Source organism: Nigerium massiliense, assembly GCF_000826085.1.
GTDB classification, from domain to species: domain Bacteria; phylum Actinomycetota; class Actinomycetes; order Propionibacteriales; family Propionibacteriaceae; genus Propioniciclava; species Propioniciclava massiliense.
The window spans coordinates 612,735-639,590 of record NZ_CCYM01000003.1; the positions used below are offsets into that span (position 1 = coordinate 612,735).

The window sequence follows — 26,856 nt, forward strand, 5'->3', positions numbered from 1 at the left end:
ACCGTTGGCGTCCGTGAGCCACGATCACCGCCAGCCCAGCCACATCGAGGTCCGGGGCGCGCGCGTCCACAACCTCAAGGACGTCGACGTCGACATCCCCCTGCAACGCCTCGTCGGCATCGCCGGGGTCTCCGGTTCCGGGAAGTCGTCGCTGGCGATGGGCGTGCTCTACGCCGAAGGGTCGCGCCGCTACATTGAGGCGCTGTCGACCTACACGCGCCGGCGGATGGCGCAGGCCCCGCGCGCGACCGTCGACGCCGTCGTCCACGTGCCCGCGGCGCTGGCGCTGCGGCAACGTCCGGGGGTGCCCGGCGTCCGATCGACGTTCGGGACGTCCACCGAACTGCTCAACGTGCTGCGGCTGATGTTCTCCCGGCTGGCATCGCACATCTGCCCGAACGGGCACCGCGTCCCGCCGACGATCGACGTCGCGGCCGAGGTGCCGTTCTTCTGCGGTGAATGCGGCGCGCAGGTCGCCGCGCCCGGCGCCGAGGCGCTGGCGTTCAACTCCGCAGGGGCCTGCCCGACCTGCGAGGGCACCGGCGTCGTCCGCACCGTCGACGACGCCTCGCTGGTGCCGGACGAGTCCAAGTCGCTGGACGACGGTGCCGTCGTGCCGTGGAACATGTTCGGGTTCAACGTGCAGCCCGACATCGCCCGCGAGTTCGGCGTCCGCACCGACGTGCCCTGGCGCGACCTGACCGACCGCGAACGGGACATCGTCCTGGCGGGGCCGGCCGAGAAGAAGCACATCACGATCACGTCGAAGAAGGGCGTCCACGACCTCGACTTCACGTTCCGCAACGCCCGGCTCACCGTCACCGAGGAGCTGCGGCGCGCCAAGGACGAGAAGCGGCTCGCGCGGGTGAGCCGCTTCCTGCGCGAGGGGGTCTGCCCCGACTGCGACGGGACGCGGCTGTCACCCGAGGCGCGCTCCCCCGAGATCGACGGGCTGAACCTCGCCGACGCCAGCGCGAAGAGCCTCGCCGAGCTGGTCGCGTGGGCGCCCTCGATCATCGACCAGCTGCCCACGGACATGCGCTCGATGGCCCACAGCCTCGTCGACACCCTGCTCGGGATGGCCGACCGGCTCGAGCGCCTCGGCCTGGGCTACCTCAGCCTGGATCGGGCCGGCTCGACGCTGTCCACCGGGGAGCGACAGCGCGTCCAGCTCGCCCGCGCCGTCCGGAACCGCACCACCGGCGTCCTTTACGTGCTGGACGAGCCGAGCATCGGGCTGCACCCGTCCAACATCGACGGTCTGCTCGCCCTCGTCGGCGACCTGCTCGACGACGGGAACTCGGTGCTCGTCGTCGACCACGACGTGCAGGTCCTCCGCGAGGCGGACCACCTCGTCGAGATCGGTCCGGGTTCCGGACGCGACGGCGGCGAGGTGATCGCCCAGGGCAGCGTGGCCGACGTCGAGGCAGACGAGGCGTCCAGGCTGGGTCCGTTCCTCACCGGCGAGGCCGACGTCGTCGTGCGGGAGCGCGTGGAGGCGTCCAGGATGACCGAGCGGGGCGTCCTGGCGATGAGCACCGCGCCGCTGCACACCGTGCACGCCCTCGACGTCGCCGTGCCGCTGGGCCGGCTGACCGCCGTCACGGGCGTCTCGGGGTCGGGCAAGACGACGATGGTGCTGGAATCGCTGGTGCCCGGGGTGCAGGCGCTGATCGACGGGCGCCCGCTGCCCGCCCACGTGACGAGCCTGGACGCCCCCGGCGTGCGCCGGCTGCACCAGATCGACGCGTCCCCGATCGGGGTGAACATCCGCTCGACGGTGGGCACCTACAGCGGCGTCCTGGACGACCTGCGCCGCGCGTTCGCCCGCACCGACGACGCCCGCGAGCGCGGCCTCAAGACCGGCGACTTCTCCTACAACACCGGCTCGCTGCGCTGCCCGCGCTGCGAAGGGACCGGGCGGGTCGAGCTCGACGTGCAGTTCCTGCCCGACGTCGACATCGACTGCCCCGACTGCGAGGGACGCCGCTACTCGCCGCAAGCCGACGACGTGCGACGCCCGGTGCCGGAGGGCGACCGCGCCGTCTCGTTGCCTGACGTGCTCGCCGCGACGGTGGCCGAGGCGCTCGACCTCGTGGGCGACCTCGCGCCTGTGCGCAAGAAGCTGCAGACGCTCGTCGACCTCGGCCTGGGCTACCTCACCCTCGGCGAGGACACCCCGGCGTTGTCCGGCGGCGAGGCGCAGCGCCTCAAGCTGGCCAGCCACGTGGACCGCCGTCAGGACGACGCCCTGTTCGTCTTCGACGAACCGAGCGTCGGCCTGCACCCGCTCGACGTGCGCACCCTGCTGGCTGTCCTGGGACGCCTCGTCGACCACGGCGCGACCGTCATCGTCATCGAGCACGATCTCGACATGATCGCCAACGCCGACTGGGTCATCGACCTGGGGCCGGGTGGCGGCGAGGCCGGCGGACGGATCGTCGCCACGGGAACCCCCGAGCAGGTCGCCGGCGACGCGGCCAGCGTGACCGGCCCCTTCATCGCCCGGACCCTCGGCCGCTGAGACGCTCAGGACGCCCGCCGCGCCTGCTGACCGCTCGAGGGCCGCTCAGCTAGGGTGCGGGAATGGCACACCGGATCGTGCATCCCGCCGACGGCGACGAGGCCGTGGCGATGCTCTCCCGCGCAACCCGCACGCTCGACACTCCCAACCAGTACCGACTCTTCGACGCCGATCGGCAACGCGAGGCCTACGACTCCGGACGCCGCCGCCCCGCGTGGACGTGGCAGGCGCTCGACGAGGACGGCACCCAGCGCGGCCTCGTCGCGGGCCAAGGCGCGGGCGACGTCTGCTGGGTCCTCGACCTGATCGACCTGCCGCCCGACGACCCGGACGCCGCCGTCGCCTTGCTCCGCGCGGCGGCGGACGAGTTGCGCGGGCAGCCGGAGCCGGTGGAGGTCGCCTTGTCGTGCCCAGTGTCCGACGACCCACGCGACCACCCCGAAGTCGTCCGGCTCGACTCGGCCATCCGCGACGCCGGGTTCCACCACCTGGCCGACCGGCTGCGCTACGAGGTGACGGTCGACCAGCACCCGCTGCGGCTGCCGACGACGCTCACCCTGCAGAAGGTGGCCCCGGACGACCCGTGGCTGTTGGAGCTGATGCGGCGCATCGTCATGGGCTCCCTGGACGCCCACCAGCGCCACCAGTTGCGGACGATGTCCGACGCGGACGTCGCCCGGGCCGAACTCGAGTTCATGGTCTCGGCCGAGGGCCCCGATTCGCTGCACCTGGCCCTCGACAGCGATGGCCACGTCGTGGGGCTGGTGCAGTTCGCCGTCTGGCCGGACGGACGCGGTTGCCTCGCGTTCGTCGGGGTCCCGGAGGATCAGCGCGGACGCGGCACCGCCGGCCGGTTGACGTCGCTGGCCACCCAGGCGCTCCTGAAGCAGGGCTGCGAGACCGTCATCGGCGACACCGACGTGGGGAACGTCCCGATGCGGCGCGCGTTCGAGTCGGTGGGGTTCCGCGTCACCGAGTCCCGCGTCGACTACGTGTGGCCGACACCCTGACCCGATCCGAGGACGCCCCGTCCGGATGCCCGCCCTACGGCCAGCGCGCGGCCAGCGAGACCACCGCCAGCGACGCCAGCGCCGCCAGAGCCAAGGCCACGCCGGCATATTGCTCGGTGACCTCTTTGTCGACCTTCTCGTAGCCGACGGAGCGGGCGATGCCCTCGTAGACCTGGCGCAGTTCGGCGTCCGACCCGGCGGTGAACGCCTCACCGCCGGACTCCCGCGCGACCGTCGCGAGTTCGCGCGGGTCGACGGGGACGACCTCCCGGCGTCCGCCGCTGACGACGTAGCCGTTCGGGGTGCCGTAGGCGATGGTGTAGATGGGGGCGTTGACCTTCCTGGCGTCCTTGGCGGCCTGGGCGGAGGGGCGTCCGATGTTGGTGTAGCCGTCGCTCAGCAGGACGATCGCGCCGGGCGTCGGCTCGTCGGGGTGCTTGGGGTCGGGCGGCACCAGCGCCAGGGCGTCCAGCGAGCTGTAGATGCCCTCGCCGATCGCGGTGGACGGCGCCAGCTGCAGGTTGTCGATGGCCCGCTTGAGCATGCCGCGGTCGGTGGTCGGCGGGACGATGATGGCGGACGTCCCGGCGAACGACACCAGGGACACGTTGAAGCCGGGCGGCAGCATGTCGACGAACCCGCCGGCCGCGCTCTTGGCCGCGACCAGGCGGTTCGGCGCGACGTCGGTGGCCTCCATAGAGCGCGACACGTCGATCGTCAGCACGATCGTCGCCCGCTCCCGCGGCACGTCGACCTCGTCCTTCGGCTGCGCGAACGCCAGGTTGAGCGACACCAGCGAAAGCAGCGCCGCGCCGACGGCGATGTGCCGTTTCCACGCCGACTGCTTGGGCAGCACCCGCTGCAGGTTGTCGATGCCGTACTGCCGGGTGTGCCGCTGCTGGCGTCGGATCAAGAACACGTACAGCAGCGCGAGGGCCGGGACGATCAGCAGGAACCAGAGCCGCTCGGGATGCAGGAACATCGGGCTTGGGATCATCAGGGCCACCTCGCTCCCAGGGACACGGCGGCCAGGGCCGCAACCACCGCGAACGCCAGCCCGTAGCCGGCCCAGGTCGCGGTGACCTCCTTCTTGACTTCCTCGTAGCCGACCTCGGACGCGATGTTGCGGTACACCTGATCGAGCTGGCCGGTGTTCTCCGCGGTCCAGGCCTGGCCGTGCGTGACGCGCGCGATGGCCTGCATCTGCTCGCGGTCAGGGGGGACGCGCTCGCGCTTCCCGTCCAGATCCACCGACCCGTTCTCGGTGCCGTACGCGATCGTGTAGACCGGCACCTTGTCCTTCGCGGCGTCCGCGGATGCCTGCGCCGGGGCGCGTCCGGCGGTGTTGAAGCCATCCGACAGCATGACGATCGCGCCCGGCGCGACCGAGCCGTCGTCCCCGCGCGGGGCCATCTTGATGGCGTCCAACGCGGCGTAGATCGCACCGCCCATCGCCGTCGAGTCCTGGTAGTCGAGGGAGTCGATGGCACGCGACGCCATGACACGGTCGGTGGTCGGTGGGAGCCGCACGGACGGGTTACCGGACATGCTCACCAGGGCCAGGTTGTACTGCGGCGGGATCTCCTGGACGAACTGCTTCGACAGCGCCTTCGCCGCGTCCAGCCTGGTCGGCTTGACGTCCTTGGCCGCCATCGAGCGCGAGACGTCGATGACGAGCACCACCGTGGCGCGCTCCCGCGGCACCTTCTCCACGCCGTTGGGACGCGCCCACGCGGCGACGATCGTCACCAGGCTGAGCAGCGACATCGCGACCGCGAGGTGCCGCCGCCACTGCGACTGCGCGGGCACCACCGCGTTCAGCACGGCGGTGTTCGTGAAGCGCATGCCCGACCGGTTCTTGCGCCGCGACGCCCACAGGTACAACGCGACGAAGGCAGGGATCAGCAGCCACCACCACAGCCGCTCGGGGTTGAGGAAGTGCTGGGTGAAGAACTCGGTCACTTGGTCACCCCCTGTGGCGGCTGATGGAGCATGGCGGCGGTGCGCCGGTAGTTCAGGACGAAGCGGGCGATGTCGAACACCCAGTCGCGGTCGGTGCGCAGCTGGATGTGGCCTGCGCCGGAGCGGCGGATCGCCACCCGCACCCGTTCGCGCTGCGCCTGGGACGCCGCATTGAAACGGGCCCGGGCACCGGCGTCCGAGGTGTTGACGTAGCGCTGGAGGTCGGTCTCGGGGTCACGGATCAGGATGTCGCCGACGTCCGGGAAGTCCACCTCGCGCCGGTCGAGCACCTCGATGCAGATTACCTGGTTGCGGACGGCCAGCCGCCGCAGCGGACGCTCCCAGTCGGGCTCGACGTCGGGGCTGAGCTCGGTGTCGCCCGGGGACAGGAAGTCGGAGACGATGACACGCAGGCCGCGGCGGCGCTGCATGCGGTTCAGCGCCTCGATGCCGGCTGCCAGGTCGAACGGCCCGGTGCTCTGGTCGGGGACGATCGGCTCGCCCAGCATGCGGCGCAACAGGCCGTACAGCGCGGTGCGCCCGGAGCGCGCGGGGATGCGGGCGATCTTGTCGGGCCGCATGATCAGACCGCCGAATCGATCACCCATGCGCTGGCTCAGGAAGCCGATGGTTGCGATCGCCGCGATGCCGAGGTCGCGCTTGGTGACGCCCTCGGTGCCCCAGTTCATGGACGGGGTGACGTCGAGCAACGCCCAGACCTCGAGCTCGCGGTCGGCCATGGTGTCACGGACGTGCGGCACCCGCGTACGGGCAGTGACCGCCCAATCCATCTTGCGGACGTCGTCCTGGCCGGGCTCGTAGACCCGGGCATCGTTGGTCTCCGAGCCTGGACCCGGCAGCAGGCCGCGGTGGTCGCCGTGCAGGAAACCCTCCATGCGCCGGACGATCGTCAGCTCGAGCCGTCGCAGCGCCGCCTCGGGGGCGAGCTTGCTCAGCGGGATCGTCGCCTGCGTGGGCTCGCGCAGCACCGACGACAGGGCGCCGAGATCGGCGTCCTCCGGCGGCGTGAACGACACCTGGTTGGTCACTGGCTACCTCCCGCGCTCAGCGGCGCGGACCTTGATCGGGGTAGCCCTGCCCGTCCTGCGGGTAGCCCTGGTCGGGGTACTGCGGCTGGTTCGGGTAGGGCTGCGGGTAGCCGCCCTGCTGGCCGTAGGGCTGCTGCCCCTGCTGCGGGTAACCGCCCTGCTGGGGCACGTAGCCCTGCTGGCCCTGGGACGGGTACGGCTGGGCGTCCTCGGCCGGCGGCGGGAAGTCCGCCTGGCCGCCCTGCTCGGGGACCGGGTAGGCGTCCTGCCGGGGCGCGGCGGTGGCGGCCGGGCGGGAGGCGCCACCGCCGCGCCCCGGCAGGACGCCTACCCGGTCCCCGAGCAGGGCGGCCAGGCGGGAGGGCTGCGGGGAGTAGCTGTGCTGGGTGTGGGCCTGGGCGCGCTGCTCGGAGTTCCACACCGGGGTCGGGGCGGGCACCATGGCGAGGATCCGCTCGACCACCTGCACCGGGGAGATGTTGTCGGCGACCGCGTCGAAGCCCAGGACGAGGCGGTGCGCCATGACGTCCTTGGCCACGGCCTGGACGTCGGTGGGCAGCACGTAGTCGCGTCCGTGGATCAGCGCAACGGCCCGCGCGGCGGCGACCAGCCCCAGGGTCGCGCGCGAGGACGCCCCGATCTGGATCACCGGGACCAGGTCGGGCATGGCGAACTCGGCGGGGGTTCGGGTGGCCAGGACGAGCCGGACGACGTACTCGGCGACGAGGTTGTGCACGAAGACGTTGGACGCCTGATCCTGCAGCGCGAGCACCAGATCGGGGTTGAGGACGCGCTTGGCCTCCGGCGGCTGCACGCTCATGCGGCGCAGGATCTCGAACTCTTCGTTGCCGCGCGGGTACGGGACGTCGACCTTGAGCAGGAAACGGTCGCGCTGGGCCTCGGGCAGCGGGTAGACGCCCTCGGACTCGATGGGGTTCTGGGTCGCGATGACGATGAACGGCTTCGGCACCGGGTAGCTCTTGCCGCCGATGGAGACCTGCTTCTCGGCCATGAGCTCGAGCATCGCCGACTGCACCTTGGCGGGCGCGCGGTTGATCTCGTCGGCGAGGACGAAGTTCGCGAACACCGGGCCGAGGGAGATGTCGAACTTCTCCTGCTGCGCGGAGTAGATGCGGGTGCCGACAATGTCGGACGGCACCAGGTCGGGCGTGAACTGGATGCGGGCGAAGTCGCCGCCCACCACGTTCGCGAACGTGCGAACGGCCAGCGTCTTGGCGGTGCCCGGGACGCCCTCGAGCAGCGTGTGCCCCTTCGCGAGCAGGCTGACCATCAGCTGCTCGACCATGTGCTCCTGACCGACGATGACGCGCTGCACCTCCGCGATCGCCTCGCCGATGATCTGCGCGGACGCCTTGGTGTCACCCGCCCCCGTTCCGGACCCGGCCGAGCCCGTCGTCGGGTTCTCGGTGGTGCGGATCTCGGATCCGTCGGAAGCACTGGAGGTCGTCACGCACGTCTCCTGACAAGCTCGGGCCGGTGGCTGGTGTTGGCGGGCGCTAAGTACCATACCCGCTCGCCCTGTCAGGGCCTCGGCGCCCCGTCGGGCAGAATGGTCGTGCCCACGACGGATTGGAAACCCATGACGGATCAGCCCAGCGAACCGGTCGACGAGCCGACGGCGGCGCAGGCGACCCCGCTGGTCCCGGCGGACCCGCCGAAGGTCGGCGACTTCTGGTTGGACGCCCGGCTGACCGCCGCAGCGTCCGGTGTGGTCTACCAGGCCCATGACGACCAGAACACGCCGGCCATGGTGCTGCTGCTGTCCGAGGGCGCCGCCGGGGACGCCGCGGCGCGCGACCGCCTCGCAGGGGCCGTGAACAAGCTCCACATCGACACGGTGCTGGCCCGCGGCGGGCACGGCCAGGACGAGGGCCGGCTGGGACGCCGCTTCCGTCCCGAGGACGACGATCCCGTCGGCCCCGAGGACGCCCCGCTCGCGCCGTGGGTGGCGCTCGCCTACGACGGCAGCCCTGCGGCGCTGGAGGAGGGCAGGCGGCTGCTCGCGGAGATCGACCTGTCGTGGTTGCCGAACGTCGGGCGGGCGTCCGGGCCCGACTACCAGCACTACTGGATCGAGCAGGGTCGCCCCGGCGCCTGGCGGCTGTGGCCGCTGCCGTGGCCCGGACGCGACGACCGTGCGGGTTGGATGTCGGTGCTGGCGTCGTGGCTGCTGATGCTGCTGCTGATGTGCCTGGCGGTGCTCATCGCGATCCTGATCTTCCAGGGCTCCCCGCCGCAGAGCCCGCCACCGCCGGTGCCGACCTCCGCGTCCGGTTCGGGCTCCCCGTCCACCGCGTCGGGTTCGCCGTCGCCCCAGTCGGGATCGCCATCCCCGCAGTCGGGCTCGCCGTCCCCGGCGTCCGGTTCGCCGAGCCCGGGCACCTCGCCGACCCCGCCGAGCAAACTGTGACGCTGCGGTTGATCGCCAGCGACCTGGACGGCACTTTCCTCAGCCCGGACGGGACGATCAGCGAGCTCAACCGTGAGGCCGTCCTCGCGGCGAAGGACGCCGGCATCCGCTTCGTCGTCGCCACCGGGCGTCCGTCCCGCTGGCTCGGCGTGCTTGAGGCGATCGCGGACGCCGATCCCTTGGTGATCTGCAGCAACGGCGCGATCATCTACGATCCCGCCCGGCGCGAGGTGGTCGCCCAGCGCGGCCTCCCCGCCGACGACCTCCTGTCCCTGGTGAACGACCTGCGCGGCGCGCTGCAGGGGTGCTCGTTCGCCCTCGAGCGGGGAGACCTGTTCGGCTGCGAGCCCGCCGCGCTCGACCTCCATGAAGGGGACGCGCCGCCGACCGTCCTCGTCGCGACGCTGCCGGCGCTGCTCGAGCGGGTCTCCCCGGTCGTCAAGCTGCTCGTGTTCCATCCGACGCTCACCTCGGACGCGATGCTGGCCGCCGCCCTGCCCATCGCCGCAGGGCGGGCGACCGTGACGCACTCACTCACCCACGACAGGTTCGGGATGCTGGAGCTCAGCGGTCCGGGCGTCACGAAAGCGGCGATGCTCACCCTCGTCGCCGAGCGGCTCGGCGTCGACCCCGCGGACGCGATCGCGTTCGGCGACATGCCCAACGACCTGGCGATGCTTCGCTGGGCCGGTCGCGGCTACGTCATGGCGGAGGCGCACCCCAGCCTGCACCGCGAGTTCGAGACCATCGGCAGCAACGCGGACTCCGGCGTGGGACGCCAGATCCTCGCCCTGCTCGGCGCCGACCCCACCGGACGGACCCCTCAGGCGTAGCCCAACTCGTGCAGCCGCTCGTCGCCGATGCCGAAGAAGTGCGCGATCTCGTGCACGACGGTGATGTACACCTGCTCCACGACCTGCTCGGTGGTGTGGCAGATCGAGAGGATCGGCCGCCGGAAGATGCGGATGCGATCGGGCAGGACGCCCGCGTAGTTCGAGTCGCGCGAGGTCAGCGGGATGCCCTCGTAGAGGCCGAGCAGCCGCGGCATGTCGGCCGGCGCGTCGTCCTCCACGAGGATCACGCAGTTCTCGAGCAGGTTGAACAACGCATCGGGGACCTGGTCGATCGCCTGTTCCACGAGTGCGTCGAAATCGTCGGCCCCCACGTGGATCGCCATGCCGCCGCCCTCGACCCCGCCGCGCTCAGTTGGCTTGGCCGGGGTTGCCCTGCTGCGTGTTCTGGCCCTGCTGGGTGTTCTGGCCCTGCTGGGGCCCCTGACCGCCTTGCCCGGTGTTCTGGTTCACGCCGGTGGCCTGCTGCAGCCGGTCGATGTGCTCGCTGGCCTGCGCCTTGGTGAGGTCGGCCGGCAACTGCTCGCCCGCCTGCTTGGCCAGGTTGTCGAGGTAGCCACGCTGGGCGTCGGTCATGGGCTGGTCGCCGGTGACCCAGTCTTCCGGGTCTTTCACGGGTCCGCCGGCGTTACCGGGCGTACCAGCGCCGATCACGTCGTCCGCGCCCGAGATCGGGGCGTTGTTCTCATCTGGAAGGTTCTGCTGCGTCATGTCGGCCACTGTAGAGAGTGGCACCGACAGTTCTCGACACCCTCGTGAGTCACGGAACCGTTCGTCCTCAATCGGGCAGTCAGCGCGGCCAGTAGTGGGCGTCCGTCGTCGGGCGCGAGCCGAAGATCGCCTGCCCGACCCGCACGACCGTGGCGCCCTCGGTGATCGCCAGCTCGTAGTCACCGGACATGCCCATCGAGAGTTCGTCGAAGCTGAGCCCGTCCGGGGCATCCTCGCGCAGGTGATCGCGCAGCGTCCGCAGACGGCGGAAGCAGGCGCGGACGCGGTCCGCGTCCGGGGTGAACTCGGCCAGCGTCATGAGGCCCTTCACCCGCAGGCTGCTGAAGGCCGGCAGCTCCTTGACGAACGCCGGCACGTCCGCGGGCGCCAACCCGTACTTGCTCTGTTCGTCCGAGGTGTTCACCTGCACGAACACGTCGAGGCCGCGTCCCGCGTCCTGCAGCCGTCGGTCGAGCGCCTCCGCGATGCGCACCGAGTCGAGGGCTTGGAACTCGCTGGCGAACGCCGCGACGTCTTTGGCCTTGTTGGTCTGCAGGTGCCCGATCACGGCCCATTCGACGCCGAGGTCGGCGAGGTTCTCGGCCTTGCGAGCGGCCTCCTGCACCTTGTTCTCGCCCAAGCGCGTCATGCCCGCGGACACCGCCAGCCGGAGCCGGTCCTCGGGGACCGTCTTGCTCACCGGCAGCAGCCGCACCTCAGCGACGTCGCGGTCGACCCTGCGCGCGGCCGCCGCGATGCGGTCGCGCACGGCGGCGAGGTTGCGGACGAAGTCGTCCTCCGTCCTTGCGGTCTCGTAGCGAGCCGGCACTGTCATCGGGGTCTCCTCTCGGCGCGACGGGGCGGTCCGGGCGCTCAGGCTTGCTAGGGACGCTAGCACCCTGCGACGAGACCAGCGTCCGCGCGGGCGCCCCTGCTAGCGTGTTCTCCACCCCTTGTGAGGAGTGCTATGACCCGCCTGCTCGACCTGCCCTCGTCCGTACTGACGACCCTCGATCGCCGCGACCTGGTGGACTCCGTCCGCGAGTCCGAGGGACGCGTCATGGCCGCCGAGACCATCGGGGCCTACCAGCCGCTCCTCGAAGACGTCACCAACGCCGAACTCGTGGCCGGGTTCGGCGCCGACCTGCTCATCTGCAACCTCTTCGACGTCGACACCCCGTCGATCGCGGGGCTCCCCGAGTGCGCGCCCGACGACGTCATCCGGACGCTCAAGGAGCTCACCGGACGCGTCGTCGGGATCAACTTGGAGCCGTTCGGGGTCCCCGCGGGCCGTCTCGCCACCGCTGCCAACGCCAGCCGGGCCGTTGCTCTGGGCGTCCAGTTCATCGTCGTGACGGCTAACCCCAAGACGGGCGTCGACAACGCGTCCATCGCCGCGTCGGTCAGGGAGGTCTCGGACGCCGTCGGCGACGCCGCCATGGTGGTCGGCGGCCGCATGCACGGTTCGGGCATGCTCGCCGAGAGCGGCTCGCGCATCGTCGGCGTCGAGGACGTCCGCGGCTTCGTCGAGGCGGGGGCCGACATGGTGCTGCTGCCCGCCCCGGGCACCGTCCCGGGAATCACGGCCGAGCACATCCATCACCTCATCGACACCGCCCACGATCTCGGCGCGCTCGCGCTGACCGCCATCGGCACAAGCCAGGAGGGCGCCGATCCCGCGACGATCCGGGCGATCGCGCTGGCGTGCAAGCAGGCGGGCGCTGACGTCCATCACCTCGGCGACGGTGGCTACAGCGGCATTTCGGCACCAGAGAACGTCTTTCACTACTCCGTCGCGATCCGCGGCGTCCGGCACACGTACCGGCGGATGGGCTGGTCGATCCGGCGCTGACCCGGAGCCCGCTTCGTGCCGCTTCCCTCCATGGACGCCGCACAGCGGCTGGACAGCTTGCCACCAGCAAGGTTCGCCAGGTTCCGAGCGACGCTGTCGACGCGTCCCAGCGATGCGCACCCGCAGCCGCGCCCGTCCCAGCGATGCGGGCACGCCGATGACCCCGTTCAGGGCGGGGTCATCGGCGTCCGTGAGTCACGTCCTCCCGGCAAGACAGGCGCGGCGAACTGAAGGTCTCCGGCACCCGTGGGTGCTCGGGGCCGGGCGGTTCGGATTCATGCTGGGGCGTGGCCAGGCCCCATGGCGGAGGCAAGCGGTTCGTCGTCCTCGTCGGATAGCCGCCGCGGCCATCCCTGCTCGCGCGGCGGCGGACGACCGATGAGAACGCTTCCGTCCGGGGTGCTCAGGTAGCGATAGCCGAGCGGGGATTCCCACACCACAACGCCCGGCCGGGGCTGACTCATGCGCCAGCCTCCATGGGTCTTCAAGCGGTGCGCGTAGCGAGACAAGGGAGCCAGGTTCCCCGGCCGCGTCCTGACGTGCCCCGACCGGAGCGGAGAAGTCGTACGCCATGGTGTGATCCAGGTCGCAGCGCCGCGACGGCGTGACGCCGAAGGGGAATGCGTCGACCGGATTCCGCTCTTGAACCGCCAGCCGCATCGCAGCGGGTGGCACGTAGCCGTCCACGCCGTCGGACGCGGTCACGTCAAGGACCGGCCGCACGATCACATGGGCGTCCCGCAGCAGGGCCTGCAGCTGAGGCAGGAGCACCGTGCCCCACCGCTTGACCGCCGCCACTCCGTGGGCGGGCTCATCCAGCTCGCCGGCGTCCAGCCGGACGATCAGTTCGGCCGACCGACCGATGCGCCGCCCCCGGCCGCAATCCGTGGGCGCTTCGTGGGCCGCGGCAGCGTCCCCCTGGATGCTGGAAGCACCTCGATCGTCGCCGCGGTGCTCGTCGTTGGCACGCCCGGTGAGGCGTCCGAGAGGCAGGGTTTGCTGGCCGAGAACGTGGCGAGCCATCACCCCGAGCGCCGTCGCACGTCGAGTTCGCACGAGCCCGTGGTCAGGAAGGTAACCCTCAAGATGATCGAGAGCCTGATCCAGGTCGAGCCCGTCGCGCGCGTCGAGCCGCCCCACAGGTCACAGTGCCCGTCTTTGATCTGATCGACGAACACGAACCGGTCGGCTGCAGCTTTCGCGACACGCTCCGCCGCGGCCTGCGGATCGGCGGCGATGATCCAGCCAGGAATCTGCCGGCGCACCCGCTGCCAGGACTGGTGCGCCAGGGCGACCTGGCAGTGCCCATCGAGCCGAGCACACGCTTCGGCGTCCAGCTTGGCCAGCGCGGCATCGTCGGCCACGCGGCCGGCCTCCCACAGCCCGATCGTGCCGTCGACGGCGAGGCGGAACAGCGTCGGGTGGCGGTGGCGCAGGTTCAACAGGGTGGCCATCTTGCCCATCGCGGCGCCGACGCTCACCCCGATCAGGGCGGCGATCTCACCCGCGACGAACTCCGCCACCGTCGGTGTGCCGTCGGCCCCGATCACGATCGCCTGCTCCGCCCCCGTCACCAGTGCCGTCTCGTCGACTCGCGCGTGATCGCACAGCGCCAGGATCGCGAGGGCCTTGGCCACCGCAGCCGCGCGCTCAGCACGTTCGGCGTGCAGCAGCGCCTCTGCGGCGGCGGCCTGATCGGCCAGCACGAGTTCCTTCATGCCTCCAAGAATAATCGAACACACTACCTATTACTAGACGATTGGGGCACCTGTGGACAACCACGTTCGGTCGCTTCGACCCTGTGGAGACAGACGCGGACGGGCCGCTCGGCGGAAGCCATATGCAGCGCCCCACCGACCACAACCTGGGGTCGCGGTCCCGCTGACCTAGGACCGGCGTCCCGCCGCGGCGCGAGGGTCGTTTGAGCAAACGTTGAGCCCTCGGGCCCTCGAAACAGCCGCCAAACGGCTCCGACAAGGTGGGGCGAGCGGGGCTCGAACCCGCGACCCAGGGATTATGAGTCCCCTGCTCTGACCGGCTGAGCTATCGCCCCAGGAGTGTGCATCTTACCGGCTGCCCAGCCCTCAACACCGTGGTGGCCAAGTAGCGGGGTGAGAAGGGCTGTAGCGCTTCCTGGGTCACCTCGGCGCCGCGCAGCGCAGGGTGAGCCGCCCCTCACCCCTCCGCGTCGCGCCGACGCCGGGTGAGTTGGCGGACGACTGTCCTGGTCAGGTTGGCGTTCAGCCCCAGGACACCACCGGCCACGTCGTCAATCACCCCGGCGGACGCGGCGAGAGCCTGGTCGACAGCCCGCTCCGCGGCGATCCGAGGCAGGCCGACGTCGACCCCGAAGTCGACGAAATGGCGCCGGACGAAGCCCTCGGTGCGTCCGCCCATGCTCAGCGCGGCAGTGTGGTCGCCGAACGGCAGCGTGCTCGGGACGTCGTAGAGCGGCGCGACCCGCCACTCCCCCGACGGCTCGGCCAGCACCGACACGTTCTTCGCGTGCAGGTCGCCGTTGCCGGTCAGCCACGCCCAGATCAGTTGCAGGAGCACCGAACGCAGCGCGACCACGCGGGCGGCGCAGGCGTCCGCCACCGCTTCGACCAGCTGTTCGGCCGTGACGCGGTACTTGTCGCCCGGGTGCACCCCGAGAAGCTGGGTGGCGTCCTCGACCGCGAGTCGGGACGGGCGTCCGCTGGCGGGACGATCGAAACGCCCGATCAGCAACCCCGGCTCACCCGCTGCGTCGGGGACGATCTCGCTCCGGACGACCGGCAGCTTCAGCCCGGACGCCTGGGCCAGAAAGTAGTGTTCGTTCGCGACGACGCCCGGGTAGTCAGGCGGGCTGACTTTCAGGATCGCCTCGCGCGAGGCCAGCGTCGCCGGCAGGGTGAGCATGCCGGCGGACAGCTTTTCCTGCGCACCCGGCAGCGCGACGCGGTCGACCGGCGCCCCCGGCGCGAACAGGTCGGCGTACCGGCCCGGGTAGCGCGGCTCGGCCAGCTCGACGTGAGGCTCGGGCTCGACCGGCGCGACCCCTTCGGGAACGACCTGGACGTCCCCGACCGTGTTCGCGCCGACGGCCAGCAGCAGCGACAGCTCGTCGTCCGCGGACGTCTTGACGCTGCGGCGCAGGGCCTGCAGGCGCCGCCCCTCGGGCAGGAGCCCCGCGAAGAACGCCGGCACCGAGCCGGCCGGACTGAACACCGGGGGCCGCCCCTTCGGCAGCGTGTGCGCGACGTCGGGTCCGGCGTAGTCGGGCAGGTAAGCGAAGGTCGTCCCGCCGTCACCGCGGGTCAGCGTCGCGGCGGGCACGCCGTCCTTGTGCACGACCGCGCGCTCCACCGCCCGCGCGTCGGCGTGGCCGCGGCCGGCGACCGCGTCCGGCAGCCTGTCGTGACGGCGGGATTGACTCACGACGGCTCCGCCTGCGAAGCACCGCGCACCCGGACGACAAGCTCGACGCCGAGGGCATCCAGCAACTGCTCGAGCTTGTCGAGGCGCAGCGTTTGCTTGCCCGACTCCACCTCGCGGACGAACCGCTCCGAGACCCCAGAGACCGCGGCGGCGTCCGCCTGGGTGAGGCCGAGCGCGCGGCGTCGCTGGGTCACCATCCCTGCCAGGTCAGCCACGCCCCACCCCACTCACCGGCACGAACGTGCCGTTCCGGCGAGCATAGGCACCGATCCTGCCCAACGTCAACACAATTCGGCAGGATCGTGCCGCTTCGCGCCCTTGAAGGGTCGCCTCCGCCCCACGATGTCTCGATCCGGCACGACCGTGCCGGTTCCGCGGGCTTCACGGTGCCGCTAGCGTCCCGGCGAGCCCGCGACGGAACGATCGTGCCGGTCGCTCAGTGCCAATCGAGGACCGGCCAGCGGTTCCGCTTCGCCTCGGCGTTCAGGCCGAGGTCGGGGTCGACCGCGAACGGGTGTCCCAGCAGGCTCAGCCAGGTGACGTCCGACTGCGAGTCGCCGTATCCGTAGGAGGACGCCAGGTCCGCACCGTTGGCGTTGGCGTACCGCAGCAGCCAGCCCGCCCGGGCCTCGTCCACCACGGGCGGCGCGGTCAGATACCCCGTCAGGACGCCGTCCCGAACGTCCAACTGGGTCGCTGCGATCTCGTCGAACAGTTCCCCGAGCGGCGCGACGAGCGGCGCGGGCACGCCGGTCACCAGGACGGTGCGGTGCCCGGCCGCGCGATGCTCCTCGATGCGGGCGAGGGCGTCCTTCCGCACGGACGCGCGCAGCTTCTCGGCGTACTCGCCCTGCACGGCGCGCTCCAGGTCGGCCAGCTTCAGGCCCTGAAAACGCCGCGCGAACCGGCGCAGGAACTCGCTGCGGTCGCGCCGCTCCGCGGCCACGTAGCTCGGCGCGTTCCACAGCATGGACGCCAACTCCCCCGCCGTCCCCGTGGCGCCGCGCAGCGCCGGCTGCAACGCGATGTGCTGCATGACCACGGTCGCCGAGGCGACCGTGCCGTCCAGGTCGAACACGGCGATGACGCCCTCGGCGGGCGCGATCGGGGCGTCCGCCTTGTCGGACTCCGACCGACGGCGCGCGTCGCGCGACGCCGAGTAGTCCCTGGTCAGGGTGACGATGGCGGGCATGTGATGTTCGGTGAGGTAACGCCACCAGTCGACGGCGGCGATATCGAACCCGATCAGCCCGTCGCGCATGACGCGCTGGCCGTCCGGCTGGACCTCCGACAGGTCGTCCAGCAACTGCCGGGTGTGCCGGTCGTCGAAGACCAGTTCGGAGCGCGTGTAGTTCTTGTACAGGTCGACATACTTGCGCAGCGTCGTCAGCCCGGCGCGCTGCTTGTGCAGCGTCCCCGACCAGCGACGCGCCTGCGTGCCCCGCGGCACCAGGGACGCCGCGACCTCGCCGATCCGCAGGGCCTTCTCCTGCGCCCCGATCACGGATTCCACGAGCGGGCCGCGGCTATAGGTCCACAGCGGCACCTCGATGTCGCGGCCGCGGGCGTCCTTCTGCGGGTGATTGGTGAAGTAGGAACGCACCGCGTCCACCATCGCGTGGAACGGCAGCGGGTTCGTCGTGCCGGAGACCACCTGGTAGTACGCGTCGGCCCCGCTGCGCCGGTACTCCCCCAGCGCCAGCGCGACGACGACGCCGACGATCATGTCCACCGGGACGACGTCGAGCAACGAATCGGGCAGCGCCGGGAACTGCTTCAGCATGCCGCGGGCGTACGCCATGATCAGCGGGTCGGCGACCTTGTAGCCGTCGATCCAGCCGGGGAACGGCCACTGGTGCGAGCTCTCGATGATGGACGGCCGCACCACCGACAGCCGCTTTCCGCGTCCGGCCCACTGCGTCTCGGCGACCCGCTCGGCCATGGCCTTGGTGAAGGTGTAGACGTCGGTCCAGCCGAGGGTCTGGGCCCGGAGGCGTCCGGCGTCGACGAGTTCTTGCTTGATCGCGACCAGGCGCGCCTCCTCAGCGGCGGCCGCGATCGCGTGCGGGCCCTCCTTGCCATGCATGATGCGCGCCACCCGCAGGTGGCCGGCCAACGCCTCGGACTTGCGCGACTCGACCTCGGCCTCGCGGCGCACCTCGTCCGCCCAGGCGCGCTCGGCCTCCCAGTCGACGGTGTGCGGCAGCGGCCCCTCGGTACGCAGCCCGCGCGCGGACCCGCCGACGTAGGCGGTGGAGACGTGCACGACGTGCGGGTCGAGGCCGGCGGCGTCCAGCACTCCGTAGAGCCCGACCGCACCGCCGACGTTGGTGTCGAACGCCTCGTCGATGGGCAGATCGAACGACACCGCCGAGGCACAGTGGATGGCCGCGTGCAGCTCCCCGACCTCACGGAGGTACGCGATGGCGTCCTGGTTGCGCTCGAGGCCGGTCAGGTCGCCCTCGATCACGCCGACGCGGCGGAAGAACTCCTCGCGCGCCCCCTCCTCACCGCGCGCCGAGACGAACCCGGCGAAGGACGGCTTCGCGAGCAGGGCGTCCAGCCGCTCCCTCGCGGAGCTTCCCCGGCCGGGCCGAACGACGGCGATCGGGTCGACGTCGTCGGTGAGCTCCAGCAGAGCCAGCAACACCGCTTGGCCGACGAAACCGGTGGCTCCCGTGAGCAGGATGCGACGACGCTGGGCTGTGCTGGGCGTGGACAACGGACCTCCGAAAATGCTGAGAAAGGGGCGGGGCCGGCAGGCCTTCGGACCCGATGAAGGCTAGCCGTCACCGTAGTGTATGGTCCCCGCCATGGCGACAGCTCTCATCACCGGGGGTACCTCGGGCATCGGATTTGCCTTCGCCCGAGCCTTCGCCGCCCGCGGTGACGACCTGGTGCTGGTCGCCCGGGACGAGGCCCGGCTCGCCCGGGTCGCCGAGGAGCTGCGCGCCCGCCACGGCGTCGCTGTCGAGGAGTTGGCCGCCGACCTGTCGCAGCGCGACCAGGCCCAGCGCGTCGCCGATCGCCTCGAAGAAAGCGCGCGTCCGGTCGAGATCCTGATCAACAACGCGGGGTTCTCCGTGGGCAGCCCGCTGCTGGCCGAGTCGATGGAGCGGCACGACGTCTCCGGCGAGGTGATGATGCGAACGGTCGTCCTCTTGCAGGGCGCCGCCGGACGCGCCATGAGTTCCCGCGGGAGCGGCACCATCGTCAACCTCAGTTCGGTCGCGGGCTCCATCACCCAGGGCCACTACTCGGCGATCAAGGCCTACGTCCGGGTGCTGACGGAGTCGCTCGCCGTCGAACTGGCCGGCACCGGCGTCCGGGTGTGCGCCCTGTGCCCGGGCTGGGTGCGCACCGAGTTCCACTCCCGCGCGGGCATCAAGGGCTCCTCGATCCCGGGTTTCCTGTGGCTCAAGGACGACGACGTCGTTCGCGGTTGTCTGCGCGACCTCGAGCGCGGCAAGGTGATCTCGGTGCCGGACGTCCGGTACCGAGTCGCCACCGCGTTCCTTCGGCACGCGCCGCGGCGCATCGTGCGGGCGATCTCGGGCAAGCTGAGTTCCGCACGAAGAAACGAGTGACCCGCGCTCCGCACGGATCGCCACAACCACGCTCAGAGCCAACGACACGCGCTCGGCAGCGCAACGCAGAAGGGGAATGGGCCATGGCGCCTGACGTCAAGCATCAGAAGTGGTGGGGCTGGGGTATCGAGGGGATCCCCTCGTTCAACTACGCGAACAAACCCGCGTTCGCACCGTTCGTGCGGGAGCACATCGGCCTCGACCTGGACACCGCGCCGGTCGTCCCACACCCCGACTTCGCCGAGCTGGACGTCCCGCAGCCGCGGATCAGCGACGACGATCTGGCCGCGGTGCGCGGCATCGTCGGCGACGACAACGCGGTGACCGACGACGAGATCCGCATCATCCATTGGGCCGGACGCAGCGTCCGCGACCTCATCCGGACGCGCGCCGGCGACTTCACCCGCGTGCCCGACGTCATCGCGTACCCGGGCTCGGACGAAGAGGTGCAGGCCCTGCTGGCCGCCGCCGTCGAGCGCGACTGGGTGGTCATCCCGTTCGGTGGGGGCACATCGATCTCCGGGTCCCTGAACGCCGAGGATGACGAGCAGCGCACGGTCGTCACCGTCGACATGGGCCGCATGAACAAGCTGCTGGACGTCGACGAGCACTCGGGACTGGCCCGCGTCCAGGCCGGCATCCTCGGTCCCGACCTGGACGCCGCCCTCGAGGCCCGCGGACTCACGATGGGCCACGTCCCCGACTCGTTCACCTACTCCACCCTCGGTGGCTGGGCGGCCACGCGCTCCTCCGGCATGCAGTCGGACAAGTACGGCGACATCGCCGACATGGTCCGCGGGCTGCGCATGGCGCGTCCCGACGGCATGGTCACCCTCCGCGACCTGCCCAGCACGTCGTCCGGCCCCTCGGTGCGGGAGATGATCCTCGGATCGGAGGGCCGCCTGGGCATCATCACCGACGTCACGATCCAGGTGAGCCCGCTGCCGGAGCACCGCGAGGTGATCGCCTACATGTTCCCGACCTGGGACGTCGCGCTGCGCTGCATGCACGACATCGCCCGGTCCGAGGTGCATCCGACGTTCGCGCGCATCTCGGACGCCGCCGAGACCGGGTTCTCCCTGGCCACCCAGAAGGCGCCGACGAGCGCGATCAAGAAGGTGTCCGCGTTCGGCCAGGAGAAGCTGTGGGACTTCCTGCGGCTGCGCGGCTGGGACACCGACGCGATGTGCCTCTCCTACGTCTGCTACGAGGGCTCCCCGAAGCGGATCGCCGAGGACAAGAAGGCGGTCAAGGAACTGGTCGGACGCCACGGGGGCATCGTGCTCGGCTCCGGCCCGGGTGCCCTGTACGACCAGAAGAAGTTCGACACCCCGTACCTGCGCGACTTCCTGCTCGACCGCGGCACCGTCGGTGACGTCTCCGAGACCGCCGCGCCCTGGTCCAAGCTGGCCGAGGTGCACCGGCGCGTCCGCGAGGAGGCCCAGGAGGCGTTCGACCGCATCGGACGCCAGGGCTTCGTCATGTGCCACATGTCGCACTCGTACCACTCGGGCGCCTGCCTGTACTTCACGTTCGCGTTCACCCTCGGCGACGAGGACAAGGCGCTGGCGGACTACGACGAGGTGAAGTCGTCGATCCAGCAGGCGTTCATGGACGCCGGATCGACCCTGTCGCACCACCACGGCGTCGGCACCGAGCACAAGCCGTGGATGGCCCAGGATCTCTCCCCCGCGGGCGTCGACCTGATGAAGGGCCTGTTCCGCGAAGCGGACCCCGCCGGGAACCTCAACCCCGGCAAGGTCATCGACGTCGAAAAGCGCTGAGGACGCGGGTCGCGCGGCTCAGACGAGCTGCGCGACCACGGTGAAGGTGAAGAACCCGAGCACCGTCGAGACCAGGATCACCGCGGCGATCCGGCCGTTGTCGGCACCGAAGCGCTCCGCCAGCATGGACGCGTTCGCCGCGGACGGCAACGCCGCGACCAGCACCAGCACCGCCAGGGACGCCTCGGCCAGCGGCAGGCCGGCCAAGATCGCGCCGCGTCCGAGCAGCCAGACGAGCACCGGGTGCGCGATCAGCTTCAGGCCGGTCAGCCACGCCACGTCGCCGGGCAGGACGCGGCGCCCGTCCCGGTGATCCGCCGCCGACAAGGCCTCGCGCGCGAGCACGGCACCGATCGTGAACAGCGAGGCCGCCGAACGAGGCGTCCAGCCAGGAGCGACGGGCCCGGCGGGCGGTCAGCGCACCGACGCCCAGGATCAGCAGCCCGGAGACCAGCCACACCCCCCATCGCGGTGGGGCCGAGCAGCCGCGCCACGGGCGTCCGCGCGCCGAACTGGAACAGCATCGCCGACAGCGAAAGAAGTACAGCACGTAGGTGTTCAACCCCGGGACCGACTCGACCGGCAAGAACCGCGTCCGCGCGGCGAGGTAGCCGATCAGCACGAGCGCGAAGAACGGAACGATCACGGGGAGGATGGCCACGACGCGCAGTCTCTCACCGTGTGCGAGGGCGTCCGGACACTGAAAACGGGCCAGGAGATCACTCCTGGCCCGTCCGGGATTTCGTGTGGCTCCCCCGATAGGACTTGAACCTATAACCCTCTGATTAACAGTCAGATGCTCTGCCGATTGAGCTACAGGGGATCGCTCGCGCAAGAAGAGACACTACCAAATCTTCGACAGATGCTCCAAACCGGTCAGCTCATCCACTCGGCGCGGACGCGGTCGAGCTCGGCCTGCGCCTGCGCGGCGGTGGCCGGATCGCCGAGGTTGACGCCGCGGCCGGGGGTGATGGCCCACACGACGCCGTCGGCGTCCTGGCCGAGCGGGCGTCGGGCGGCGATCACGGCGGACTTGGCGCCGCCCAGCGTCACGGTCTGGGCGAAGACGATCGTCTGCTCGACCCGCTCGCGGAACAGCTCCGGCAGTTGGCCGGGCTCGCCCAGCGCGATGGTCTCGCGGCGGCGCGGCTCGGCCGTCGTCGTCCACCGCAAGGTGCGCGTGTCGGCGTCCCAGCCGCCCTTCTCGATCTCGTGCCAGCGCACCGCGCTCCACTGCCCCGGCACCCCGATGACGAGCCGGTCGAACAGCCCGGCGGCGTACCGGTCGTCGCCCTTGCCCCAGGCGAGGACGCGGCGGTCGGCCACCCCGGAGTCGCGGAGGTAGGCGTCCAGATCGTCGCGAATCGGCTTGGGCAGGCGGCCACGATCGAAGATGCTCACCCGACCATTGTCCCCGACAGCTCCGCGAGTTCCGCACTGCGGCGCAGCCGGTCGAGCGCGGACCGCTCCCGGCGCCGCACCGTGGACGTGCTGATCGCCAGGGCGTCCGCGGTCTGTTGGCAGGACAGCTGCAGGCGTCCGAAGCCGTAGAGGCACTCCACCACCGTGCGCTCGTCGTCGGGCAACCGCCGCAGCACGCGGTGCAGGCCGAGTTCGTCGGGGAGTTGTTCGGCGGGCGGCAGCGACTGGTCGAGGTCGGGCAGGGCGTCGAGCGACACGGGCGCCCGGTAGCCCAGCAGCCCGCGCACCCAGTCGACCGGACGCCCCACCTCCTGGGCGACCTCGGCGGCGCTCGGCGGACGCCCCAGGCTGACCGCCATGGCGGCCGCGGCGCTGTGGACCCGGATGCGAGCCCGGGCGCGTCCGGTCGGCATCGGCAGCGCGCCGCAGCGGGTGGCGGCGCTGTCGGCGATCCTCGTGCGGATCCAGGGCAGCGCGAACGTCGCGAACCGTGCCCCGCGGCGGTGGTCGTAGCGGCGCAACGCCTCCATGAGGGCGAGCGTCCCCTCCTGGAACAGCTCCTCGCGCTCGGCGTCGTCGCGACGGTCGAAGGAGCGCAGGACGAGCATGACCAGCCTCAGGTTCGCCGACACCATCTGCTCCCAGGCACGCTCCCCCTCCCGGACGAGCGCATCCAGTTCCGCGACGGTGACGGACACGCCCGGTGGCGGCTCTGCAGTCGCGGACGTGCGCAGTTCGGCGGCCAGGACGCCGGCTTCGATGGCGCGGGTGAGACGCTGCTCGGCGCGCGCGTCCGGGACGGGAACGGTGAAATCGAGTGTCAGGGGCATGCCCTCACGATGGTGTCGGCGGCGCGCCGACGAGCGCTCTGCACAGGCCCGGCGCGGGCAACACCCGGTCAACACCGGCGGCCGTGTCGCCGTTGCGCCGCGCGCGTCCGGCTACTCGGGCCCGACGGCCTCGGCCTGCAGGACGCGGCGACGCGACTCCAACTCCAGCAGCTGGGCGAACATCTTGTTGTACTCCACCTGGTGTTCGAGGGGGTTCGTGCGCTGCAGCTTCGACTTGTGGTTCGCGATCGTCCGCTCCAGCGTGAGCAGCCGTAGCCGCGCGGAGTACTCGCGCGCGTAGTGCGCCGACGGGCGCCGCAGGAGACCCTCCACCGACAGCGAGATGAACAGCTGCTGCCCCACCGGCTCGGTGACCGTGCCGAGGATCGCCTGCAGCCAGTCCGGGGTGGCCCGGTCGATGCCGGTCGCGATCTCGAAGGCACGCCGGTAGGCCGGGTGGGTGAAGTCGTCGGCGCTGATGCCGTTCCAGTCGGCGTCGAAGCACTGCGGTTGCTGGATGAGCAGCTTCAGCGTCCCGCGCTCGACGGCCAGCCGCCGGTCGCGCGGGTCGGGCAGCACCGCCAGCTGCTCCTGGCCGGGCGAGGGCTCCTGTTCGGTGTGCCCGGCCGGGTCCTTGGGCGTGGCCCGGTTGTTGGCGCGGGTCACCTCGGCGCGCACCTCGTCGGGGTTCATCCCGACCATGCCGGCCAGCTCCCGGATGTAGCCGCTGACCAGGGACGCGTCCCGCACGCTGCCGACCAGCGGCGCGGCGGCGCGGATCGCGGCGAGGCGCCCGTCGGCGCGGTCGAGGTCGTGTTTGCTGAGCACGTTCTTCATGACGAACCGGTACAGCGGCACCCGGCGGGCCACGAGCTCGCGCACGGCGGCGTCCCCCTGCTGGATGCGCAGGTCGCACGGATCCAGCCCGTTGGGCTCGACGGCCACGTACGTCTGGGCGATGAAGTTCGCGTCGGAGTTGAACACCTTCAGCGCGGCGTTCTGACCGGCGGCGTCCCCGTCGAAGGTGAAGATCACCTCGCCGCTCATCGCGTCGGCGGTCATCAGGCGCTGGACAAGCCGCCCGTGCTCCTCGCCGAAGGCGGTGCCGCAGGACGCCACCGCGGTGTCGACGCCGGCGATGTGCGCCGCCATGACGTCGGTGTAGCCCTCGACGACGACCACCTGGTTCTTCTTGCCGATGCTCTTGCGCGCCAGGTCGAGCCCGTAGAGCACGTGGCTCTTCTTGTAGACGACGGTCTCGGGGGTGTTCAGGTACTTGGCCGGCATGCGGTCGTCGTCGAAGAGCCGCCGCGCGCCGAAGCCGAGCGTGGAGCGTCCTGCGTCACGGATCGGCCAGACCAGCCGGGCCTGGAAGAAGTCCCAGCCGTTCTCCCGGACCAGTCCGGCCTTCACGAGGTCGTCGCGGCTGAAGTTCTTGGCGAGCAGGTAGTCACGCAGGTCGTGCCCGCCGCGGGGCGCGAAGCCCAGCCCGAACTCCTGCGCGTGGGCCTGGCTGAAGCCGCGGCCGTCCAGGAACTGCCGGGCCTTGAGGGCGTCCGGGGTGAGGAGTTGCCGGGCGAAGAAGTCGGCGGCGGCCTGGTTCGCCTCGAGGATGCGCATCCGCAGCCCGGGCTCGACGCGCGGGCCGCCCTCGGTGTAGCGCAGTTGGACGCCGGTGCGGTCGGCCAGCCACTCGACGGCTTCGGCGAAGCCCATGTTGTTGCTCTTCTGGACGAACGAGATGACGTCGCCGCCCTCGCCGCAGCCGAAGCAGTAGTAGAAGCCCTTGGCCGGCGTGACGCGGAAGCTCGGCGTCTTCTCGTCGTGGAACGGGCACAACCCCACCAGCGAGCCGCCCCCGCCGTTGCGCAGCGCCACGAACGACCCGACGATGTCCTCGATCCGGGCGCGTTCCCGGACGGCCGCCAGGTCCTCCTCGTTGATCAAGCCCGCCACAGGGCGCAGTGTAGCCGCGGCCGGTAGTGTCCCCTTCATGGACATCGATCCCCAGCTGAGGGACTTCCTGACGTCGTTCCGCACGATCGCCGAGCTGGCCGCCCGCACTCAGGCGCAAGACGTCCCCCTGTTGGTCGACGCGCTCACCGAGCACCTCGGCGTCCCGGCCACTCAGGCGGCGGTCGTCGCCAAGGAGATCGTCGCCTACCGCTACGCCGACTACGACGTCGCGCTCGAGCGCATGGCCGGTCCGGACGCCGGCCTGCTGGGTCTGGGTGGCGGCGACCAGCGCCACCACATGTCGCTGGCGGACATGATCGGCGCCGACTGGGCGCGCGTGCCGCTGGGCCAGGTCGACTGGACGAACGTCCCCATCAATGCCACCGAGACCCGCCGGGCGCTGAGCCTGGGCATCCGGCTGTTCAGCTACCAGGGCCAGCCGGTCGCGGTGTTGCAGCGCCGCCGCAGCCGGATGCATGGCAACGGCACCGGCGTCATCGAGGTGCTCTGCGCCGACGCCGACGTCGCGAACGCCCTGCTCGAGGAGGCGACCACCAGCTCCACGCGGGATTCGCTGCTGCGCGGCAACATCATCAGCCTCGAGTTGTCCGGCTTCGAGGGCGAGGGCGACGGCTATCGGTTCCTGCCGCGTCCGCACGTCGGCGCCGAGGACGTGATCCTGCCACCCGGCGTCCTCGATCGGGTCAGCGGGCACGTCGTCGGCATCGCCGAGCACGCCGCCACGCTGCGCGCGCACGGCCAGCACCTCAAGCGCGGCGTCCTGCTGTACGGGCCGCCCGGCACCGGCAAGACCCACACGGTGCGGCACCTGCTCAGCGTCACACCCGGGCACACCGCCATGCTGCTGTCGGGCGCCACGCTGCAGATGGTCGGCCAGGCCACGGCGATCGCCCGGCACCTGCAGCCCGCCATCTTGGTGCTCGAGGACTGCGACCTCGTCGCGATGCAGCGCGACCTGACGCCCGGCGGCAACCCGCTGCTGTTCGAGGTGCTGGACGCAATCGACGGCCTCGCCGCGGACGCCGACGTCGCGTTCCTGCTGACGACCAACCGCGTCGACGTGCTGGAGGAGGCGCTGGCCCAGCGTCCCGGACGCGTCGACCTCTCGGTGGAGATCCCTCTGCCCGACGAGGCTGCCCGCCGCCGGTTGCTCGAGCTCTACGGGCGCGCGGTCGGGTTCGGAGCCGCCACGCTGGACGACCTCGCCCGGCGCAGCGACGAGCGGACGGCGTCCTTCTTCAAGGAGCTTGTGCGGCGCGCGGTGCTGTACGCCGCCGAAGCCGGCGAGGAGCCCGCGGACGCCCATTTGGTCGCCGCCTTCGAGGCGCTCCAGGCCGACCGGGCCGAGTTGCAGCACCGCACCGACTCGGGGTTCTACGAGGAGGAACGCTGACCCAGCGCCGGACGCCCATGTGGGAGTCGCGGAACAGCGCGGCGCCGCTCGTC

22 protein-coding genes, 2 tRNA genes and 1 pseudogene are annotated in these 26,856 nt (G+C 71.2%); 8 read left to right on the top strand and 17 right to left on the bottom strand.

Translation table 11 applies throughout. From position 1 onward, the window contains the following. Window positions 1-13 precede the first annotated feature (13 nt). Both BN1187_RS09260 and BN1187_RS09265 read left to right on the top strand, forming a co-directional pair. Entirely contained in the window at window positions 14-2,524 is a 2,511-nt protein-coding gene (locus BN1187_RS09260; protein ID WP_097677351.1) for an excinuclease ABC subunit UvrA, read from the top strand. A gap of 62 nt (window positions 2,525-2,586) precedes the next feature. Beyond that, window positions 2,587-3,534 carry a GNAT family N-acetyltransferase gene (locus BN1187_RS09265; protein WP_052462553.1) on the top strand — a complete coding sequence of 316 codons (948 nt, stop codon included), beginning with the start codon at window positions 2,587-2,589 and terminating at the stop codon, window positions 3,532-3,534. A gap of 34 nt (window positions 3,535-3,568) precedes the next feature. Here BN1187_RS09265 and BN1187_RS09270 read toward each other — a convergent pair whose 3' ends face one another. The 4 genes and pseudogenes from BN1187_RS09270 to BN1187_RS09285 form a co-directional block, all read right to left on the bottom strand. Continuing rightward, window positions 3,569-4,531, bottom strand: a complete 963-nt coding sequence (locus BN1187_RS09270; protein WP_040162813.1) for a VWA domain-containing protein — start codon at window positions 4,529-4,531, stop codon at window positions 3,569-3,571. After that, window positions 4,531-5,496 (bottom strand): VWA domain-containing protein, encoded by a 966-nt coding sequence (locus BN1187_RS09275; protein ID WP_040161088.1) that lies wholly within the window; start codon window positions 5,494-5,496, stop codon window positions 4,531-4,533. The genes BN1187_RS09270 and BN1187_RS09275 overlap by 1 nt, the downstream gene beginning before the upstream one ends. Beyond that, window positions 5,493-6,494: a DUF58 domain-containing protein gene (locus BN1187_RS09280; protein WP_040162818.1), complete on the bottom strand. Its 1,002-nt coding sequence runs from the start codon at window positions 6,492-6,494 to the stop codon at window positions 5,493-5,495. Before BN1187_RS09280 ends, BN1187_RS09275 begins: the two co-directional genes overlap by 4 nt. Before the next feature lie 424 nt (window positions 6,495-6,918). After that, window positions 6,919-8,073: pseudogene (locus tag BN1187_RS09285) on the bottom strand (AAA family ATPase); the annotation flags it as partial. Window positions 8,074-8,145: 72 nt separating this feature from the next. Here BN1187_RS09285 and BN1187_RS14325 point away from each other — a divergent pair. Both BN1187_RS14325 and BN1187_RS14330 read left to right on the top strand, forming a co-directional pair. Next, window positions 8,146-8,976, top strand: a complete 831-nt coding sequence (locus tag BN1187_RS14325; protein WP_052462554.1) for a hypothetical protein — start codon at window positions 8,146-8,148, stop codon at window positions 8,974-8,976. After that, the gene (locus BN1187_RS14330) at window positions 8,973-9,809 is read left to right on the top strand and encodes an HAD family hydrolase (RefSeq protein ID WP_052462555.1); all 837 of its coding nucleotides are present in this window, start codon (window positions 8,973-8,975) and stop codon (window positions 9,807-9,809) included. Before BN1187_RS14325 ends, BN1187_RS14330 begins: the two co-directional genes overlap by 4 nt. Here the strand turns inward: BN1187_RS14330 and BN1187_RS09300 are convergent. The 3 genes from BN1187_RS09300 to BN1187_RS09310 all read right to left on the bottom strand — a co-directional run bounded on the left by BN1187_RS09300 (window position 9,800) and on the right by BN1187_RS09310 (window position 11,373). Beyond that, window positions 9,800-10,153 (bottom strand): metallopeptidase family protein, encoded by a 354-nt coding sequence (locus BN1187_RS09300; protein WP_040161091.1) that lies wholly within the window; start codon window positions 10,151-10,153, stop codon window positions 9,800-9,802. The two genes, BN1187_RS14330 and BN1187_RS09300, sit on opposite strands and share 10 nt — an antisense overlap. 25 nt (window positions 10,154-10,178) lie before the next feature. Further along, window positions 10,179-10,538 (bottom strand): DUF3072 domain-containing protein, encoded by a 360-nt coding sequence (locus BN1187_RS09305; RefSeq protein ID WP_082034736.1) that lies wholly within the window; start codon window positions 10,536-10,538, stop codon window positions 10,179-10,181. Between the two features lie 79 nt (window positions 10,539-10,617). Next, window positions 10,618-11,373, bottom strand: a complete 756-nt coding sequence (locus tag BN1187_RS09310) for a YggS family pyridoxal phosphate-dependent enzyme (protein ID WP_040161093.1) — start codon at window positions 11,371-11,373, stop codon at window positions 10,618-10,620. 132 nt (window positions 11,374-11,505) lie between these two features. Between BN1187_RS09310 and BN1187_RS09315 the strand changes: the two genes are divergently transcribed. After that, entirely contained in the window at window positions 11,506-12,390 is an 885-nt protein-coding gene (locus tag BN1187_RS09315) for a DUF7916 family protein (RefSeq protein WP_040161095.1), read from the top strand. A 1,022-nt stretch (window positions 12,391-13,412) separates the two neighbouring features. On the opposite strand, the gene BN1187_RS09320 is transcribed toward BN1187_RS09315, so the two are convergent. The 5 genes from BN1187_RS09320 to BN1187_RS09340 all read right to left on the bottom strand — a co-directional run bounded on the left by BN1187_RS09320 (window position 13,413) and on the right by BN1187_RS09340 (window position 18,532). Further along, complete coding sequence (locus BN1187_RS09320) at window positions 13,413-14,096, bottom strand: hypothetical protein (protein ID WP_147675105.1); 684 nt, start codon at window positions 14,094-14,096, stop codon at window positions 13,413-13,415. Window positions 14,097-14,369: 273 nt separating this feature from the next. Further along, a tRNA-Ile gene (locus BN1187_RS09325) sits at window positions 14,370-14,443 on the bottom strand. Window positions 14,444-14,565: 122 nt separating this feature from the next. Beyond that, window positions 14,566-15,810, bottom strand: a complete 1,245-nt coding sequence (locus tag BN1187_RS09330; RefSeq protein ID WP_052462556.1) for a type II toxin-antitoxin system HipA family toxin — start codon at window positions 15,808-15,810, stop codon at window positions 14,566-14,568. Further along, on the bottom strand, window positions 15,807-16,025 hold the full coding sequence (locus tag BN1187_RS09335) for a type II toxin-antitoxin system Y4mF family antitoxin (protein WP_218184630.1): 219 nt from the start codon (window positions 16,023-16,025) through the stop codon (window positions 15,807-15,809). Before BN1187_RS09335 ends, BN1187_RS09330 begins: the two co-directional genes overlap by 4 nt. A gap of 221 nt (window positions 16,026-16,246) precedes the next feature. Then, window positions 16,247-18,532: an SDR family oxidoreductase gene (locus BN1187_RS09340; protein ID WP_040161100.1), complete on the bottom strand. Its 2,286-nt coding sequence runs from the start codon at window positions 18,530-18,532 to the stop codon at window positions 16,247-16,249. A gap of 91 nt (window positions 18,533-18,623) precedes the next feature. On the opposite strand from BN1187_RS09340, the gene BN1187_RS09345 reads away from it, so the two are divergent. Together BN1187_RS09345 and BN1187_RS09350 are read left to right on the top strand one after the other, a co-directional pair. Further along, the gene (locus tag BN1187_RS09345) at window positions 18,624-19,397 is read left to right on the top strand and encodes an SDR family NAD(P)-dependent oxidoreductase (protein WP_040162834.1); all 774 of its coding nucleotides are present in this window, start codon (window positions 18,624-18,626) and stop codon (window positions 19,395-19,397) included. An 83-nt stretch (window positions 19,398-19,480) separates the two neighbouring features. Beyond that, entirely contained in the window at window positions 19,481-21,181 is a 1,701-nt protein-coding gene (locus BN1187_RS09350) for an FAD-binding oxidoreductase (protein ID WP_040161102.1), read from the top strand. Window positions 21,182-21,199: 18 nt separating this feature from the next. Here the strand turns inward: BN1187_RS09350 and BN1187_RS14665 are convergent, their stop codons facing one another. From BN1187_RS14665 to dnaG, 5 genes are all read right to left on the bottom strand, one after another. Then, a complete protein-coding gene (locus BN1187_RS14665; protein ID WP_261795330.1) occupies window positions 21,200-21,544 on the bottom strand; it encodes an AEC family transporter in 345 nt (114 codons plus the stop codon). A gap of 384 nt (window positions 21,545-21,928) precedes the next feature. Next, window positions 21,929-22,004, bottom strand: a tRNA-Asn gene (locus BN1187_RS09360). 53 nt (window positions 22,005-22,057) lie between these two features. Continuing rightward, window positions 22,058-22,582, bottom strand: a complete 525-nt coding sequence (locus tag BN1187_RS09365) for a hypothetical protein (protein ID WP_040161108.1) — start codon at window positions 22,580-22,582, stop codon at window positions 22,058-22,060. Then, entirely contained in the window at window positions 22,579-23,433 is an 855-nt protein-coding gene (locus tag BN1187_RS09370) for a sigma-70 family RNA polymerase sigma factor (protein ID WP_040161111.1), read from the bottom strand. The genes BN1187_RS09365 and BN1187_RS09370 overlap by 4 nt, the downstream gene beginning before the upstream one ends. A 111-nt stretch (window positions 23,434-23,544) precedes the next feature. Next, window positions 23,545-25,428 (bottom strand): DNA primase, encoded by a 1,884-nt coding sequence (gene dnaG / locus BN1187_RS09375; RefSeq protein WP_173424976.1) that lies wholly within the window; start codon window positions 25,426-25,428, stop codon window positions 23,545-23,547. On the opposite strand from dnaG, the gene BN1187_RS09380 reads away from it, so the two are divergent. After that, window positions 25,427-26,803: an AAA family ATPase gene (locus BN1187_RS09380; RefSeq protein ID WP_052462558.1), complete on the top strand. Its 1,377-nt coding sequence runs from the start codon at window positions 25,427-25,429 to the stop codon at window positions 26,801-26,803. The two genes, dnaG and BN1187_RS09380, sit on opposite strands and share 2 nt — an antisense overlap. The last annotated feature ends 53 nt before the right edge of the window (window positions 26,804-26,856 follow it).

Excerpts from the sequence above, each read along its gene's own strand:
- BN1187_RS09265 (WP_052462553.1), top strand. The coding sequence starts at position 2,587 with ATGGCACACCGGATCGTGCATCCCGCCGACGGCGACGAGGCCGTGGCG.
- BN1187_RS09270 (WP_040162813.1), bottom strand. The coding sequence starts at position 4,531 with ATGATCCCAAGCCCGATGTTCCTGCATCCCGAGCGGCTCTGGTTCCTG.
- BN1187_RS14325 (WP_052462554.1), top strand. The coding sequence starts at position 8,146 with ATGACGGATCAGCCCAGCGAACCGGTCGACGAGCCGACGGCGGCGCAG.
- BN1187_RS09300 (WP_040161091.1), bottom strand. The coding sequence starts at position 10,153 with ATGGCGATCCACGTGGGGGCCGACGATTTCGACGCACTCGTGGAACAG.
- BN1187_RS09305 (WP_082034736.1), bottom strand. The coding sequence starts at position 10,538 with ATGACGCAGCAGAACCTTCCAGATGAGAACAACGCCCCGATCTCGGGC.
- BN1187_RS09310 (WP_040161093.1), bottom strand. The coding sequence starts at position 11,373 with ATGACAGTGCCGGCTCGCTACGAGACCGCAAGGACGGAGGACGACTTC.
- BN1187_RS09315 (WP_040161095.1), top strand. The coding sequence starts at position 11,506 with ATGACCCGCCTGCTCGACCTGCCCTCGTCCGTACTGACGACCCTCGAT.
- BN1187_RS09345 (WP_040162834.1), top strand. The coding sequence starts at position 18,624 with ATGGCGACAGCTCTCATCACCGGGGGTACCTCGGGCATCGGATTTGCC.
- BN1187_RS09350 (WP_040161102.1), top strand. The coding sequence starts at position 19,481 with ATGGCGCCTGACGTCAAGCATCAGAAGTGGTGGGGCTGGGGTATCGAG.
- BN1187_RS09370 (WP_040161111.1), bottom strand. The coding sequence starts at position 23,433 with ATGCCCCTGACACTCGATTTCACCGTTCCCGTCCCGGACGCGCGCGCC.
- BN1187_RS09380 (WP_052462558.1), top strand. The coding sequence starts at position 25,427 with ATGGACATCGATCCCCAGCTGAGGGACTTCCTGACGTCGTTCCGCACG.
- dnaG (WP_173424976.1), bottom strand. The coding sequence starts at position 25,428 with ATGAAGGGGACACTACCGGCCGCGGCTACACTGCGCCCTGTGGCGGGC.